General features: G+C 72.1%; 13 protein-coding genes and 1 pseudogene. 11 read left to right on the plus strand and 3 right to left on the minus strand.

All coding sequences use genetic code 11. The features are described 5' to 3' along the window. Positions 1-433: 433 nt before the first annotated feature. Positions 434-1,282 (minus strand): annotated as a pseudogene (locus AB0F77_RS21355) (hypothetical protein); the annotation flags it as partial. 71 nt (positions 1,283-1,353) lie between these two features. Here AB0F77_RS21355 and AB0F77_RS21360 point away from each other — a divergent pair. From AB0F77_RS21360 to ilvD, 4 genes are all read left to right on the plus strand, one after another. Next, a complete protein-coding gene (locus tag AB0F77_RS21360) occupies positions 1,354-2,286 on the plus strand; it encodes a Ppx/GppA phosphatase family protein (protein ID WP_361950706.1) in 933 nt (310 codons plus the stop codon). Positions 2,287-2,406: 120 nt separating this feature from the next. Next, positions 2,407-3,249 (plus strand): sugar phosphate isomerase/epimerase, encoded by an 843-nt coding sequence (locus AB0F77_RS21365; RefSeq protein WP_361950709.1) that lies wholly within the window; start codon positions 2,407-2,409, stop codon positions 3,247-3,249. Beyond that, positions 3,246-3,851, plus strand: a complete 606-nt coding sequence (locus AB0F77_RS21370) for a TetR family transcriptional regulator (RefSeq protein ID WP_361950712.1) — start codon at positions 3,246-3,248, stop codon at positions 3,849-3,851. The genes AB0F77_RS21365 and AB0F77_RS21370 overlap by 4 nt, the downstream gene beginning before the upstream one ends. A gap of 375 nt (positions 3,852-4,226) precedes the next feature. Then, entirely contained in the window at positions 4,227-6,080 is a 1,854-nt protein-coding gene (gene ilvD / locus AB0F77_RS21375; RefSeq protein ID WP_361950715.1) for a dihydroxy-acid dehydratase, read from the plus strand. Between the two features lie 201 nt (positions 6,081-6,281). On the opposite strand, the gene AB0F77_RS21380 is transcribed toward ilvD, so the two are convergent. Then, positions 6,282-8,381, minus strand: coding sequence for a serine/threonine-protein kinase (locus tag AB0F77_RS21380; protein WP_361950718.1), 2,100 nt, complete (start codon positions 8,379-8,381; stop codon positions 6,282-6,284). Between the two features lie 183 nt (positions 8,382-8,564). On the opposite strand from AB0F77_RS21380, the gene AB0F77_RS21385 reads away from it, so the two are divergent. The 7 genes from AB0F77_RS21385 (at position 8,565) to proC (ending at position 13,358) form a co-directional block, all read left to right on the plus strand. Next, positions 8,565-8,879 carry an SH3 domain-containing protein gene (locus AB0F77_RS21385; RefSeq protein ID WP_361950721.1) on the plus strand — a complete coding sequence of 105 codons (315 nt, stop codon included), beginning with the start codon at positions 8,565-8,567 and terminating at the stop codon, positions 8,877-8,879. 58 nt (positions 8,880-8,937) lie between these two features. After that, positions 8,938-9,255 carry a peptidase gene (locus AB0F77_RS21390; RefSeq protein ID WP_361950765.1) on the plus strand — a complete coding sequence of 106 codons (318 nt, stop codon included), beginning with the start codon at positions 8,938-8,940 and terminating at the stop codon, positions 9,253-9,255. Positions 9,256-9,297: 42 nt separating this feature from the next. Continuing rightward, the gene (locus tag AB0F77_RS21395) at positions 9,298-9,816 is read left to right on the plus strand and encodes an EamA/RhaT family transporter (RefSeq protein WP_361950724.1); all 519 of its coding nucleotides are present in this window, start codon (positions 9,298-9,300) and stop codon (positions 9,814-9,816) included. A 60-nt stretch (positions 9,817-9,876) separates the two neighbouring features. Further along, on the plus strand, positions 9,877-10,668 hold the full coding sequence (locus tag AB0F77_RS21400) for a class I SAM-dependent methyltransferase (RefSeq protein ID WP_361950727.1): 792 nt from the start codon (positions 9,877-9,879) through the stop codon (positions 10,666-10,668). 173 nt (positions 10,669-10,841) lie between these two features. Further along, entirely contained in the window at positions 10,842-11,690 is an 849-nt protein-coding gene (locus tag AB0F77_RS21405) for an ABC transporter ATP-binding protein (RefSeq protein ID WP_361950730.1), read from the plus strand. Continuing rightward, complete coding sequence (locus AB0F77_RS21410) at positions 11,687-12,478, plus strand: ABC transporter permease (protein ID WP_361950733.1); 792 nt, start codon at positions 11,687-11,689, stop codon at positions 12,476-12,478. The genes AB0F77_RS21405 and AB0F77_RS21410 overlap by 4 nt, the downstream gene beginning before the upstream one ends. Before the next feature lie 67 nt (positions 12,479-12,545). Then, complete coding sequence (gene proC, locus AB0F77_RS21415) at positions 12,546-13,358, plus strand: pyrroline-5-carboxylate reductase (protein ID WP_361950736.1); 813 nt, start codon at positions 12,546-12,548, stop codon at positions 13,356-13,358. A gap of 162 nt (positions 13,359-13,520) precedes the next feature. On the opposite strand, the gene trpS is transcribed toward proC, so the two are convergent. Then, positions 13,521-14,579: a tryptophan--tRNA ligase gene (gene trpS / locus AB0F77_RS21420; protein WP_361950739.1), complete on the minus strand. Its 1,059-nt coding sequence runs from the start codon at positions 14,577-14,579 to the stop codon at positions 13,521-13,523. Between the last annotated feature and the right edge of the window lie 586 nt (positions 14,580-15,165).

Here is a 15,165-nt window from a genome sequence, read left to right on the forward strand (position 1 = left end):
GGGCGGCGCAAGCTGTGCGGCGCCAGGCGCAGGTCCGCCCGCGACAAGGTCCGCCCGCGACAGGGTCCTGGCTTCAGTGCGTCCAGCCGTGCGGCGCCGAGTCCAGCCGTGCGGTGCCGAGTCCGGCCGTGCGGTGCCAGCGCCCGTCATGCGGTCCGGTACCGGCCAGCGGCTGTCATGCGGTCCGGTACCGGCGTCCGGCGGGCGGGCCGATACCGGACGTGCGGGTGGCTCAGTCCGTCGGGTCGGTCGGAGCGGTCGCCGCGTTCCTCTGATCGGCCGCGTCGGTCGGACCTGCCGTGCTCTTCGGACCAGCCGTGTCGGTCGGGCCCGCCGTGCTCTTCGGATCAGGCGTGTCCGCCGGGGCCGCCACATGCTTCGGACCAGCCGTGTCGGTCGGACTCGCCGCATGCTTTGGACCAGCCGCATCGGTCGGGTCCGCCGGGTGTGGGGCCAGTACGGGGAGCTGGGACGTCAGGCGTTGTTCGCAGAGTTCGGACAGGCGGTCGTAGCCCGCCTTGCCCATCAGTTCCGTCAGTTCGGGGCGGTAGGAGACGTAGACCGGGTCGCCCGCGCCGTGCGCCGACGTGGCCGACGTGCACCACCAGTGCAGGTCGTGGCCGCCCGGACCCCAGCCCCTGCGGTCGTACTCACCGATCGAGACCTGGAGGACCCGGGTGTCGTCGGGCCGGTCGATCCAGTCGTACGTCCGCCGGATCGGCAGCTGCCAGCACACGTCCGGCTTGGTCTCCAGCGGCTCCCGCCCCTCCTTCAGCGCCAGGATGTGCAGCGAGCAGCCCGCCCCGCCCGCGAAGCCGGGCCGGTTCTGGAAGATGCACGAGCCCTGGAACGGACGCGTCTGCCGGGACCCCTCCTCGTCCTCCGAGACCCAGCCGTGCTCCATGCCCTCGTCATGGTGCTGCCAGATCTCCGGAGTGAGCCGCGCCACGTGCTCGGCGACCCGCTTCTCGTCGTCCTCGTCCGAGAAGTGCGCACCCAGCGTGCAGCACCCGTCGTCCGCGCGACCCGCCTGGATGCCCTGGCAACCACTGCCGAAGATGCAGTTCCAGCGCGAGGTCAGCCAGGTCAGATCGCACCGGAAGACCTGCTCGTCGTCCGCCGGGTCCGGGAACTCCACCCACGCGCGGGCGAAATCCAGCCCCTTCTCGTCCGCCACGCGGGCCTCCCGCGCCCCCTTCGCCTTCTTCGCCGACTTCACCTGCGAAGAACCGCTGGAGGATTTGGCAGTCTTGTGGTCCTTCGCCTTTTTCGTCTTTGGCACGCGTCCAGGGTAAGACGCCGAGAACCGCTCCGGCGACGGCCGACGGCCCAGGTGGCAGTAGCGTGCCGTACATGAGACTCGGTGTCCTCGACGTGGGATCGAACACGTTGCACCTGCTGGTGGTGGACGCACACCCCGGCGCACGCCCGCTGCCCGCGCACTCGCACAAGGTGGAACTGCGACTCGCCCAACTCCTCGACGGGGACGGCGCGATAGGCCCCGACGGCGTCGACCGCCTGATCGGGGTCGTCCACGAGGCGCTCCAGGCCGCCGAGGACAAGGGCGTCGAGGAACTGCTCCCGTTCGCCACCTCCGCCGTGCGCGAGGCCCGCAACGCCGACGACGTCCTCGCCCGCGTGCGCACCGAGACCGGCGTCGAACTCCAGGTCCTCAGCGGCGCCGAGGAGGCCCGTCTCACCTTCCTCGCCGCCCGCCGATGGTTCGGCTGGTCCGCCGGGAAGCTGCTGGTCCTGGACATCGGAGGCGGCTCCCTGGAGATCGCCTACGGCCTGGACGAGGAACCGGACGCCGCCGTCTCGCTGCCGCTCGGCGCCGGCCGGCTGACCGCGGCCCGGCTGCCCGGCGACCCGCCGGACCCGGAGGCGATCCGGTCCCTGCGCCGCCACGTACGCACCGAGATCGCCCGTACGGTGGGCGAGTTCACCCGCTTCGGCGCCCCCGACCACGTGGTCGCCACCTCCAAGACGTTCAAGCAGCTGGCCCGCATCGCCGGGGCGGCCCGCTCCGCGGACGGCCTGTACGTCCAGCGCGAGCTCAAGCGCGAGTCCCTCCAGGCGTGGGTGCCCCGGCTGGCCGGCATGACCGCCGACCAGCGCTCCGAGCTCCCCGGCGTCTCCGAGGGCAGGTCCGGCCAGCTCCTGGCGGGCGCCCTGGTGGCGGAGGCCGCGATGGACCTCTTCGCCGTGGAGAACCTGGAGATCTGCCCCTGGGCCCTGAGGGAGGGCGTGATCCTGCGCAGGCTGGACCACATGGGCACACCGTGAACCCCGCGCGGAGGAGCGCCCCGAAGGGCCACGGGGAACCGCGCGAGCAGCCCCGGCGCACCCGCACTCCCCGACGATCCGATCCCCCCGAGACGAAAAGGGCCACCGACCCCCCGACCGATGACACCCCGTAACCTTTCCCCCGTGGCCAACCCAAGGGACGCAAACGCGAAGGTCGCCCTCTCGACGGCCTCCGTCTATCCGGAGTCGACCGCGACGGCCTTCGAGATCGCCGCGCGCCTCGGGTACGACGGCGTCGAGGTCATGGTGTGGACCGACCCGGTCAGCCAGGACATCAACGCCCTGCGCCGGCTGTCCGACTACCACCGCATCCCGATCCTGGCCGTTCACGCCCCCTGTCTGCTGATCACCCAGCGGGTGTGGTCCACCGACCCCTGGGTCAAGCTCCAGCGGGCCCGCGCCGCCGCCGAGAAGCTGGGCGCGAGCACCGTCGTCGTGCACCCGCCCTTTCGGTGGCAGCGGCAGTACGCCCGGGACTTCGTCTCCGGAATCTGGCGCATGGCGAACGAGACGGACGTGCGGTTCGCGGTCGAGAACATGTACCCCTGGCGCTACCGCGACCGCGAGATGCTCGCGTACGCCCCCGACTGGGACGTCACCAAGGACGACTACCGGCACTTCACGATCGACCTGAGCCACGCCGCGACCTCCCGCACCGACGCCCTGCGGATGGTGGACCGCATGGGCGACCGCCTCGGCCACGTCCACCTCGCCGACGGCAAGGGTTCGGCGAAGGACGAGCACCTGGTCCCCGGCCGCGGCGGACAGCCCTGCGCCGCGCTGCTGGAACGCCTCGCGCGGACCGGCTTCGACGGGCACGTCGTCATCGAGGTCAACACCCGGCGCGCGATGTCCGGCGCCGAGCGCGAGGCCGACCTCGCGGAGGCCCTGGCCTTCACCCGCCTCCACCTGGCCTCCGCCGTGAAGGTGCCCCGGCCGTGACCGACACCGGCGCGCGGCGCCGCGGCCGTCCCCCGCGCACGGAGTCCGCGGACACCCGCGACCGCATCCTGACGGCGGCCCGCGAGGAGTTCTCCGAGCGGGGCTACGAGAAGACGTCCGTGCGCGGTATCGCCAAGTCCGCCGGGGTGGACTCGGCGCTGGTCCACCACTACTTCGGCACCAAGGACCAGATCTTCGAGGCGGCCATCGAGGTCGCCTTCGCACCCGCCTTCGACGCGCCGGCCGCGGTCGCCGAGGGGCCGATGGAGGGCGTGGGCGAGCGGTTCACCCGGTTCGTCCTCGGCGTCTGGGAGAACCCCGCCACCCGGACGCCCCTGCTGGCGATCGTCCGCTCCGCGCTCACCAACGACAACGCCGCCGCCGTCTTCCGCCGCCTCGTCGCCGCGCAGCTGCTGCGCCGCATCGCCGCCCAGCTGGACCGGCCGGACGCCGAACTGCGCGCCGAACTGGCGGCGGCCCAGCTGGTGGGCTGCGCGCTGCTGCGCTACGTCATCAAGATCGAACCCCTGGCCTCGGCGGACCTGGACCAGGTCGTCGCCCGGATCGCCCCGGTGGTGCAGGGGCATCTCACGGGGCCGTGAGGGTGGGGGCCGGGTCCTGGCGGCCGGGGGCGGTGGATCGAGCGGGTTGCGCGGCGCGGACCGGGGCCGGGGCGGAGCCGGTGGGGCCGTGCCCGGTGGGCCGTCGGGAGGAACCGGTCGGCCCCGGGCGTCGGCCCCGTGGCCGTCGGGCGGCGGTGGGATCCGGGCCGGTCGCGGGCATCGGCCGGCAGCCGTCGGGCGGTGGTTCCCGGGCCGGTCGCGGGTGTCGGAGGTGCGAGATGGGTGTCCCGCATTTCGGACACTCCGTCCCGGCCCCTGGATGACCGGCGTACGCTCGGGAGAAATCAGAAGTCTCCCCGACCGAGTCTCTCTGGCCGCGGTCCTGCAGCGCGGTCTCCGAAGGAGCGAGCGACGATGCCCGAGCTGAGGTCCCGCACAGTCACCCACGGCCGCAACATGGCGGGCGCCCGCGCCCTTATGCGCGCCTCCGGTGTACCCGGTGCGGACATCGGCCGGAAGCCGATCATCGCGGTCGCCAACAGCTTCACCGAGTTCGTGCCCGGCCACACCCACCTCCAGCCGGTCGGCCGGATCGTCAGCGAGGCGATCGTCGAGGCCGGCGGCATCCCGCGCGAGTTCAACACCATCGCCGTGGACGACGGCATCGCGATGGGCCACGGCGGCATGCTCTACTCGCTGCCCTCGCGCGACCTGATCGCGGACTCGGTCGAGTACATGGTCGAGGCCCACTGCGCCGACGCCCTGGTCTGCATCTCCAACTGCGACAAGATCACCCCGGGCATGCTGATGGCGGCGCTGCGCCTCGACATCCCGACGGTCTTCGTCTCCGGCGGCCCCATGGAGGCCGGCCGCGCCACGCTCGTCGACGGCACGGTCCGTACGCTCGACCTGATCGACGCGATGGTCGAGGCCGCCAACGACAAGGCGTCGGACGAGGACGTGCTGCGCATCGAGGAGAACGCCTGCCCGACCTGCGGCTCCTGTTCCGGCATGTTCACCGCCAACTCGATGAACTGCCTGACCGAGGCCATCGGCCTCTCCCTGCCCGGCAACGGCTCGGTCCTCGCCACGCACACCGCCCGCAAGCAGCTGTACGTCGACGCGGCCCGCACGGTCATGGACATCACCCGCCGCTACTACGAGCAGGACGACGACACGGTCCTGCCCCGCTCCATCGCCACCTTCGCCGCCTTCGAGAACGCGATGGCCCTGGACATCGCGATGGGCGGCTCCACCAACACGATCCTGCACCTGCTGGCCGCCGCCCAGGAGGCGGGCGTCCCCTTCGGCCTGGAGCAGATCGACGCCGTCTCCCGCCGGGTCCCGTGCCTGGCGAAGGTCGCCCCCAACGTCGCCAAGACGCGCACGTACTACATGGAGGACGTGCACCGCGCCGGCGGCATCCCCGCCCTCCTCGGCGAGCTGCACCGCGCGGGCCTGCTCAACGAGGACGTGCACGCCGTGCACAGCCCCTCCCTGGGGGACTGGCTGAAGACGTGGGACGTGCGCGGCGGCTCCCCCTCGCCCGAGGCCGTGGAGCTCTGGCACGCGGCCCCTGGCTGCGTCCGCTCGTCGGAGGCGTTCTCCCAGTCGGAGCGGTGGGAGGCGCTGGACGACGACGCCGAGGGCGGCTGCATCCGCAGCGCCGAGCACGCGTACTCGAAGGACGGCGGCCTCGCGGTCCTCAGGGGCAACCTGGCGGTCGACGGCTGCGTGGTGAAGACGGCGGGCGTCGACGAGTCCATCTGGACGTTCGAGGGTCCGGCGGTCGTCTGCGAGTCGCAGGAGGAGGCCGTCGAGAAGATCCTCAACAAGCAGGTCACGGACGGTGACGTGGTCGTGATCCGCTACGAGGGTCCCAAGGGCGGCCCCGGCATGCAGGAGATGCTCTACCCGACGTCCTTCCTCAAGGGCCGCGGCCTCGGCAAGACCTGCGCGCTGATCACCGACGGCCGCTTCTCCGGCGGCACGTCGGGCCTGTCGATCGGCCACGCGTCGCCCGAGGCGGCGTCCGGCGGCACGATCGCGCTCGTCGAGGACGGCGACCGCATCCGCATCGACATCCCCGGGCGGACGATCGAGCTCCTGGTCGACGAGACGGAACTGGCCCGCCGCGAGCGGGAGCTGGACGGGCGGTACGCGCCGAAGGACCGCGAGCGCAAGGTCTCGGCGGCGCTGCGGGCCTACGCGGCGATGGCGACGAGCGCGGACCGGGGCGCGGTCCGGGACGTCACCAAGCTGGGCTGACACCGGTCACGACCGCCGCGTCACGGGGCGGCGACATCAGCCGGGTCATGACCGCCGGGTCACGAGGGCGGCGACATCAGCCGCGTCACGATCGCCGGGTCATGACCGCGGAAGCACGCTGCTGTGTCACCGGCCACCGCCACGGCACCACTCGGGCCGCCGCCACTCCGTGGGGGCGGCCCTCCGCCGTCCCCGCCGCGCTCACCAGCCCGACGGATCCCGCCCGTCCACCGCGAACACGGTGCCGTCGGGGGCGGCGGCGTAGACGTGGGTGGGGGTGAGGAGAGGAGCGGGGAGCGTACCGGGCACCCGGCCGGCGTCCGAGCCGAGCCGCGGCGGAGTCTGCCCGACGAGCCGACCACTACGGGCGTCGACGGCGATCAGACGACCGTCCGCCGCGGTGAAGAAGACGTGGTCACCGTCGGCCACCGGTGCCGATCCGCGGGCCACCGACGTCTGGAGCACCCACAGCCGCTTGCCCGCTCCCGGGTCGACGGCCTCCAGCGCGCCCCCCTCCGACAACAGGTACACGACACTGCCGTGCGCCGTGGCCTGGGGCGTCAGGCGCGGAACGGACAACGTGGTCCGGCGCGTCGCCCCGGAGGCCGGGGTGTAGCGGACCACCGCCGTCACAGCGCTGGAGGCGTTGTCGTAGGACAGCAGGAACACGGACCCGTCCTGACTGCCGACGGGCTCCAGGCTGCCGCTCAGCCGCGCGGTCCAGCGCTCGGCGCCCGTGGCCGGGTCCAGAGCGGCCACGCGCGTGTGGGTCGCGTCCGCGGACACGGTGGTCGCGTACGCCAGCGGGTCACCGGCGAACGCGACCAGACGCGGAGTGACCCCGCCGGTGAGCCGCCTGCTCCAGACCGTGTCACCGGATTCGCCGTCCACGCCGGTGACCAACCCGTCGGGGCCCGCTGCGAGGATCATGCCGCCGGCGAACAGCATGCCCCCGCGGGCGGGCACCTCCCGCTCCCAGCGGGTCTCACCCGAGTCCGGGTCGAGTGCCGTCAACCGCTGTCCGTCGTGCGTGGGAACGAGCAGGAGACCGCCCGCCAGGCCCGGCACCGGGGCCGTGCGATCCCGGGCGACCGTCTTCCGCCACAGGACCTTGCCGTCGGCCGGGTCCAGCGCGAACGCCCACCCGGAGCGCAGACACAGCAACGTGCCCCCGCCGTCGGCGCACTGGGGCACCCCGGAGCCCTTGCCGACGGGCATGGCATGCCAGGCGCGTACTTTCGCCGCGGCACCGGCCGACGCCTCGTGCGGCGCTTTGTTCCCACCGTCCAGCCATTGCATGGCGGCGAACACACCGACCAGGCTCAGGGCGAGCGCGCCGGCGGTCAGCGCCACCCGTCCGGGCAGCCGCTTCCTCGCCCCGGCCCCGCGCACCGGGTCGGCGGCCGGGGATTTCGGTTCGGGTACTGCGTCCGTCGCGCGCTGCGTCGGTATGAACGCCTGCGTGTCGAACGACGCCGCGACCGACCGCAGCTCCCGCATCAGCTCGTCCGGGGTCGGCCGGTCCTCCGGTTCCTTCGCCAGACACCGCAGCACCAGCGGCGCGATGCTCTCCGGCACCCCAGTCAAGTCCGGTTCGTCGTGCACCACTTGATACGCCACGACATACGGGCTGTCCGAGTCGAACGGTCCCCGCCCCGTCGCCGCGTGCACCAGCACCGCCCCCAGCGCGAAGATGTCCGCGGCCGGCCCCACCTCCCGGGGCCGCCGGAACTGCTCCGGCGCCATGTACGGCGGCGAGCCGATCAACTTGCCCGTCTCGGTGCGCAGTTCGCTGTCCTTCGGCCGGGAGATGCCGAAGTCGATGACCTTCGGCCCGTCCTCCGCGAGCAGCACGTTGCTCGGCTTCAGATCCCGGTGCACCACACCCACCCGGTGGATGTCCCGCAGCGCCTCCGCGAGCCCCGCCATCAGCCGCCGCAACTGCGCGGGCGGCATCGGCCCGTCCCGCTTCACATGCTCCGACAGCGTCGGCCCCGGGATGAACAGCGTGGCCATCCACGGCCGTTCGGCCTCCGGGTCCGCGTCGACGACGGACGCGGTGAACGCACCGCTCACCTTGCGCGCCGCCGCCACCTCCTGTCTGAACCGCCCCCGGAACTCACGGTCCTTGGCGTACTCGGCGTGGACCACCTTCACCGCGAGCCTCAACCCCGAGGTGCTGCGGGCCAGATGGACGACACCCATGCCACCGGCGCCGAGGCAGGACTCCAGGCGGTAGTGACCGGCGTACTCGGGGAGTTCCGCTTCCGCGCCCGCTCCGGTGTTGCGCTGTGGCGTCATGGAACCACCCCCGTACCGTTCATCCGCGCGCGCGACGCACGGAGCCTAGTCGATGAAACGTACGAGACAGAGGAGGCTTGCGGTGCCTCCCTGTGCGAGTCGCGCACACGTGTTTCAGCCCCCGATCCGGGGGAATCAACGGGACCCCATGGTCGTCATGGGGATCAACGGGGGAGGAATCTCATGTCAGTCGACGATGTGGAAGAAGCGGCGAACACACCCGAGCCCGAGGCGTTCGCGGCGGCGAGCGTGCAGACGTACCCGGTCGCCCCGGGGGTCCGTCTCAACGTGCGCAGCGGTCCCGGTACCGGCTACGGCATCGTCCGGGTCCTTCCGGAGGACACCCGCGTCTCGATCTTCTGCCAGACGCCGGGCACCAGGGTGACGGGCACGTACGGCACATCGAACATCTGGGACAACATCGCCAACGGTCAGTACGTCTCCGACGCCTACGTCCACACGGGCAGCGACGGCTATGTGGCCGACCGCTGCGCCTGAATTCGTGAGGGGGACGGGAATGACATCACGCAAACGGATCTTCGCCCTGCTCGCGGGCATGGCCGGGGCACTTCTCCTGCTCCTGGGCTCCGCGGCCACGGCGTCCGCGGCCACCGCCTCCTCGGCGCTGAGGTACTACCCGGTCGCCCCGGGCGTGCAGCTCAGCGTGCGCAGCGGCCCCGGCACCAACTACGGGGTCGTCCGGGTCCTGGCGATCGGTGCCCAGGTGCCGATCTTCTGCCAGTCGCCCGGCACGACGGTGACGGGCACCTACGGCACATCGAACATCTGGGACAACATCGCCAACGGCGAGTACGTCTCCGACGCCTATGTGCAGACGGGCAGCGACGGCTACATCGCCCCGCGCTGCTCCTGACCCACCTCCGCCCACCACCCCGCCCACCCCCATAATCGTCGGATGAGCGACGAACCCGGCACCCAGGACACCCCCGCGGGCCCCACCGGTGGTGAACCCGGTGGGCCCCGGCCCGAGCCGTTGCGTTTCTTCGGTACCTCCTGGGTGGACCACGACGGCGGCTACGCGGCCCGCAGGGCAGGCGTGGCCGTCGGTTCGCTCCTCGCCGCCGCCGTCTCCTGCCTGATCCTGCGCGCCGCCTACCAGGGCCTCCAGATCGCCGACACCGGCGCCTTCGTGACCGTCCTCGTCGTCGCCATGTTCGCGATCTGCAGCGCGCTCGCCCTCCGCACCACCTGGACCGGCTTCGCCAAGCGCCCCGACCCCGACCGCCAGGCGTCCCTGCGTGGACTCCTGGCCATCGGCTTCGTCGGCTCCCTCCTCGCCTACTTCCTGCGTTCCCTCACAGAGGCCCCCGGCGAAGGACTCCACCGCGCCGAGTACGAGGAGGCCCGCCGGCAGTACGCGTCCCGCACCGCCCGCCGCACGGGCAACCCGTCGAAGAAGCGCCGTAAGAAGTAGCGCCGCAAGAAGTAGTGCCGCGAGGCCGGACACCCGCCCCGCGTCGACCACCATGTCCCCATGACCAGCCGACCCACGCCCCCCGACCCCGCCACCCGCGCCCACTCCTTCAACGCCGCCGCCGCGCAGTACGCCGCCGGACGGCCCTCGTACCCGCCCGCCCTCTTCGACGCCGTCGAGGACGTCGCGGGCCGCTCCCTCACCGGCGCCCGGGTCGTGGACGTCGGCGCGGGCACCGGGATCGCGACCGCGCGACTCCGCGAGCGGGGCGCCGACGTCGTCGCGGTCGAACCCGGCGCCGGCATGGCGGCCGAGTTCCGCCGTCACCTCCCCGCCGTACCGATCGTGCGCGGCAACGGCAACGCCCTGCCGTTCGCCGACGACACCGCCGACTTCGTCACCTACGCCCAGGCGTGGCACTGGACCGACCCGGTCCGTTCGGTGCCGGAGGCGCTGCGCGTGCTGCGGCCCGGCGGCGCGCTCGCGCTGTGGTGGAACACCGACGCCTTCGACGTGGAGTGGATCGCGGAGGCCAACCGGCGTGCCGCCCGCTTCGTCGGCATCGACGTCTCGGAGGAACAGTACAAGGCCGCCGAACGCATCCGCCGGGCCGACCCCGGCGGCCGGCTCGACTTCACCCGGCGCACCGTCCGCTGGTTCCGCCGCGTCCCCGTCGACACCCATCTGGCCAACATCGGCAGCCACTCGGCCTTCCTCGTCCAGCCGCCGGAACGCACGGCCGCCTTCCTCGACGAGGAGCGCGCCCTCGTCCTGGAGATCTTCCCGGACGGCATGGTCGAGGAGACGTACGACGTCGCCCTGATCGTCGCCCGCAACAGCCCCGGCACCTGACCGGTCTCCGGCACCTGACCGGTTCCCGGGAACCTGACCGGTCCCGGCTCACCCACCCCGCGCGGCAGCCCGCCTCGCTCCACCGGGCTGCCGCGCCGTCATGTCCGTAGCCGTCATGTCCGTACCCCGCCCGGCACTTGACGCCTCCCCTCCCCGCGCGCAATATTCATCGCATGATGAATTATTCGCCCGGTGCTCCTCCCGACAACCCCCACCCCGACGACACCCCGGCCGTCAGCGCCTCCGGCCTCACCGTCGTGCGCGGCCCCCGCACCGTCCTGCGCGCCCTCGACTTCACCGTCCCGCGCGGCCGCATCACCGGACTCCTCGGCCCCTCGGGCTGCGGCAAGTCCACGCTGATGCGCGCGATCGTCGGCACCCAGGCCAAGGTCAGCGGCACCCTCGACGTCCTCGGCCGCCCCGCGGGCCACCCCACCCTGCGTACCCGCATCGGCTACGTCACCCAGGCGCCCTCCGTCTACGACGACCTGACGGTCCGGCAGAACCTCGACTACTTCGCCGCGATCCTCGACCCCGGCCGCCCCCACCGGCGCGGCCACCCGGACGGGGACACCCGCACCGCAGCCGAACGCCGCCGCGCCGACGTCATCCGCGCCATCGCCGACGTCGACCTCACCAGTCACGCCGACGCCCTCGCCGGCACCCTCTCCGGTGGCCAGCGGGGCCGTGTCTCCCTCGCCGTCGCCCTGCTCGGCGCCCCCGAACTCCTCGTCCTCGACGAACCCACCGTCGGCCTCGACCCGGTCCTGCGCCGCGACCTGTGGCAGCTGTTCCACCGCATCGCCGCCACCCGGGGCACGACCCTCCTCGTCTCCTCCCACGTCATGGACGAGGCCGAGCGCTGCCACCGGCTGCTGCTCATGCGCGAGGGCGAGATCCTTGCCGACGGTGCCCCGGACGCCCTGCGCGCCCGTACCGGCTCCCATACCGTCGAGGACGCCTTCCTGCACCTGGTCGACGAGGCGGTCGCAGCCGGCCGCGCCAAGGAGACGACACGATGAGCACGGCCACCACCACCCCCGACACGACCGCCCCCGTCGCACCCGCCGCCCTCAGCGTCTCCCGGACCACCGCCACCGCGGCCCGCGTCCTGCGCCAACTGCGCCACGACCCGCGCACCATCGCGCTGCTGATCCTGATCCCCTGCCTGATGCTGGTCCTGCTGCGCTACGTCTTCGACGGCAGCCCGCGCACCTTCGACACCATCGGCGCCTCCCTGCTCGGGATCTTCCCGCTGATCACGATGTTCCTGGTCACCTCCATCGCCACCCTGCGCGAACGCACCTCGGGCACCCTCGAACGCCTCCTCGCCATGCCCCTGGGCAAGGCCGACCTCATCGCCGGCTACGCCCTGGCCTTCGGCGCCCTCGCGATCGTCCAGTCCGCGCTGGCCACCGGCCTCGCCGTCTGGCTCCTCGGCCTCGACGTCACCGGCTCGCCCTGGCTGCTCCTCCTGGTGGCGCTCCTCGACGCCCTGCTCGGCACGGCACTCGGCCTGTTCGTCTCGGCCTTCGCGGCCTCGGAATTCCAGGCGGTCCAGTTCATGCCCGCGGTGATCTTCCCCCAGCTCCTGCTGTGCGGCCTGTTCACACCCCGCTCCGACATGCACCCCGTCCTCGAAGCCATCTCCGACGTGCTGCCGATGTCGTACGCCGTCGACGGCATGAACGAGGTCCTTCGACACACCGACATGACCGCGGTCTTCGTCCGCGACGTCCTGATCGTGGCGGGCTGCGCCCTGCTCGTCCTGGTCCTGGGCGCGGCCACACTGCGGCGACGGACGGCGTAGCGACCCGTGGCGTCCGCCCAGCGGACAACCGCCCCCTCCTCCCCACCCCGGTGCGAGACTGAACCGCATGAGTCAGAAAGTCGCCGTCCTCGGCACCGGCAAGATCGGTGAGGCCCTGCTCAGCGGAATGATCCGGGCCGGCTGGGCCCCCGCCGACCTGCTGGTCACCGCCCGCCGCCCCGAGCGGGCCGAGGAACTCCGCGCCCGCCACGGCGTCACGCCGGTCACCAACGCCGAGGCCGCCAAGACCGCCGACACCCTCATCCTCACGGTCAAACCGCAGGACATGGGCACCCTCCTCGACGAGCTCGCCCCCCACACCCCCGCCGACCGCCTGGTCATCAGCGGCGCCGCGGGCATCACCACCGCGTTCATCGAGGAACGCCTCGCCGCCGGCACCCCCGTCGTCCGCGTCATGACGAACACCCCCGCCCTCGTCGACGAGGCCATGTCCGTCGTCTCGCCCGGCACCCACGCCACCGAGGACCACCTCGCCCACGCCGACGAGATCTTCGGCGCCGTCGGCAAGACCCTCCGCGTCCCCGAGAACCAGCAGGACGCCTGCACCGCCCTCTCCGGCTCCGGCCCCGCGTACTTCTTCTACCTGGTCGAAGCCATGACCGACGCCGGCATCCTCCTCGGCCTGCCCCGCGACAAGGCCCACGACCTCATCGTGCAGTCCGCGATCGGCGCCGCGGTGATGCTCCGCGACAGCGGCGAACACCCCGTCAAGCTCCGCGAGAACGTCACCTCTCCCGCGGGCACCACCATCAACGCCATCCGCGAACTGGAGAACCACGGCGTACGGGCCGCCCTCATCGCCGCCCTCGAAGCCGCCCGCGACCGCAGCCGCGCACTGGCCTCGGGCACCAAGGACTGACCCCCGGTCGTCGCTGAGGGCGATCGCCGGTGATCGGTGCGAGGTACGCGCCCACGAGCGCGTGGCCACCGGCGCGGGGACACCGCCGCGCCGGGTTCGACGGCGAGGTCACGGTACGCCGGTATGGCGCACGCATCGCGCCTCGCCGCCGGACCACGCTGCTTACGAGGTCGCGTTACCGGGACCGTCCGTGACGGACGTGTCAGGGGCGGACGTGTCCGGGGCGGTGGCCGGCAGCAGTCCGATCGCCCGGTAGGCAGCGTCGACGGTCGGCCGGGCCGTCGCCCGCGCCTTGCCCGCACCGTCCCGCAGCACCCCCTCCACATGTCCCGGGTCCGCGCACAGCTCCCGATGCCTGGCCTGGACGGGCGCCAGCACCTCCACCACCGCCTCCGCCGTGTCCTTCTTCAGCGCGCCGTACGAGTCGTACGCACCGGCCAGCGCCGCCGGGTCCCCACCCGTGCACGCCGCGAGGATCTCCAGCAGATTCGCGAGCCCCGGCCGCGCCTCCCGGTCGTACACGACCTCCCGTCCGCTGTCCGTCACGGCCCGCATCACCTTCCTGCGCACCACGTCCGGCTCGTCCAGCAGATAAACGACGCCCGGCCCCGAGTCGTCCGACTTCCCCATTTTCGACAGCGGGTCCTGAAGGCTCATCACCCGTGCGGCCACCCGCGGACGGGTCGCCCTCGGCACCACGAACGTGTGCCCGTACCGCTGGTTGAACCGCACCGCCAGGTCCCGCGCCAGCTCGACGTGCTGCGTCTGGTCCTCACCCACGGGCACCTCGTCCGTGCCGTACGCCAGGATGTCCGCCGCCATCAGCACCGGATACGTCAGCAGCGACAGCCGTACGCTCCCGCCCCGCTCGCGCTCCCGCACGGACTTCTCCTTGTACTGGATCATCCGCCGCATCTCACCGTCGGTCGCCACGCACTCCAGCACGTACGACAGCCGCGCGTGCTCGTCCACATGGCTCTGCACGAACAGCGTGCACAACCGTGGATCGAGGCCGGACGCCAGCAGCAGCGTCGCCGCCTGTCGACTGAGCCTGCGCACCCGTGCCGGATCGTGGTCCACGGTCAGCGCGTGCAGGTCGACGACGCAGAACAGCGCGTCCGACCGGTGCTGGTCCACGCCGGCCCACTGCCGGATCGCGCCCAGGTAGTTCCCCAGCGTCAGGTGTCCGGTGGGCTTGATCCCGCTGAAGACCCGTGTCATCTCGGCTCCATCTCCTCGGTCGGGACCGCCGCCCCGGGCGGCCGGCCCTCGGGAGCTCCGGAGGGAGAGACGAGAACGGCCGCCGAAGCGGCGGCCGTTGAGTGCATACGTGAGTACGGCCGCCGTCAGGCGGCCCACCACTCCTGGGTGCACGTACGCGTCATCACGGCTCCCACGGTACGCCTCCGGACGGACGCCCGGCCGTGAGTTGACACACCCCGACCTGCTCCGTAGTGTTCTCCGAGTTGTCCGACGTGAGCGCCGACTCCGGTCGGTCCCCGGACAGCCATTCCGCAGGTACCTACCGAGCAATCGGCGATACGTCGTCGTGTCTTTCGGTGTGCGTATTTGCGAAATGAGGAATCCGCGTTCGAAAGGGCGCAGACCCCGATTGGCTTCGGGGGCAGGGAATCCGCTAAAGTCTCACTCGTCGGAACGGCCCAGCGGCCGGGAGGACAACCCTCTCTGACGGGGAATCAGACACCGAAAGGGATCTGATAGAGTCGGAAACACCGAAGGGAAGCGCCCGGAGGAAAGCCCGGAAGGGTGAGTACGAAGGAAGCGTCCGTTCCTTGAGAACTCAACA

It is taken from the genome of Streptomyces sp. NPDC026672 (assembly GCF_040638185.1).
GTDB lineage: Bacteria > Actinomycetota > Actinomycetes > Streptomycetales > Streptomycetaceae > Streptomyces.

Excerpts from the sequence above, each read along its gene's own strand:
- AB0F77_RS21360 (WP_361950706.1), top strand. The coding sequence starts at position 1,354 with ATGAGACTCGGTGTCCTCGACGTGGGATCGAACACGTTGCACCTGCTG.
- AB0F77_RS21365 (WP_361950709.1), top strand. The coding sequence starts at position 2,407 with ATGACACCCCGTAACCTTTCCCCCGTGGCCAACCCAAGGGACGCAAAC.
- ilvD (WP_361950715.1), top strand. The coding sequence starts at position 4,227 with ATGCCCGAGCTGAGGTCCCGCACAGTCACCCACGGCCGCAACATGGCG.
- AB0F77_RS21380 (WP_361950718.1), bottom strand. The coding sequence starts at position 8,381 with ATGACGCCACAGCGCAACACCGGAGCGGGCGCGGAAGCGGAACTCCCC.
- AB0F77_RS21385 (WP_361950721.1), top strand. The coding sequence starts at position 8,565 with ATGTCAGTCGACGATGTGGAAGAAGCGGCGAACACACCCGAGCCCGAG.
- AB0F77_RS21390 (WP_361950765.1), top strand. The coding sequence starts at position 8,938 with ATGGCCGGGGCACTTCTCCTGCTCCTGGGCTCCGCGGCCACGGCGTCC.
- AB0F77_RS21395 (WP_361950724.1), top strand. The coding sequence starts at position 9,298 with ATGAGCGACGAACCCGGCACCCAGGACACCCCCGCGGGCCCCACCGGT.
- AB0F77_RS21400 (WP_361950727.1), top strand. The coding sequence starts at position 9,877 with ATGACCAGCCGACCCACGCCCCCCGACCCCGCCACCCGCGCCCACTCC.
- AB0F77_RS21405 (WP_361950730.1), top strand. The coding sequence starts at position 10,842 with ATGATGAATTATTCGCCCGGTGCTCCTCCCGACAACCCCCACCCCGAC.
- AB0F77_RS21410 (WP_361950733.1), top strand. The coding sequence starts at position 11,687 with ATGAGCACGGCCACCACCACCCCCGACACGACCGCCCCCGTCGCACCC.
- proC (WP_361950736.1), top strand. The coding sequence starts at position 12,546 with ATGAGTCAGAAAGTCGCCGTCCTCGGCACCGGCAAGATCGGTGAGGCC.
- trpS (WP_361950739.1), bottom strand. The coding sequence starts at position 14,579 with ATGACACGGGTCTTCAGCGGGATCAAGCCCACCGGACACCTGACGCTG.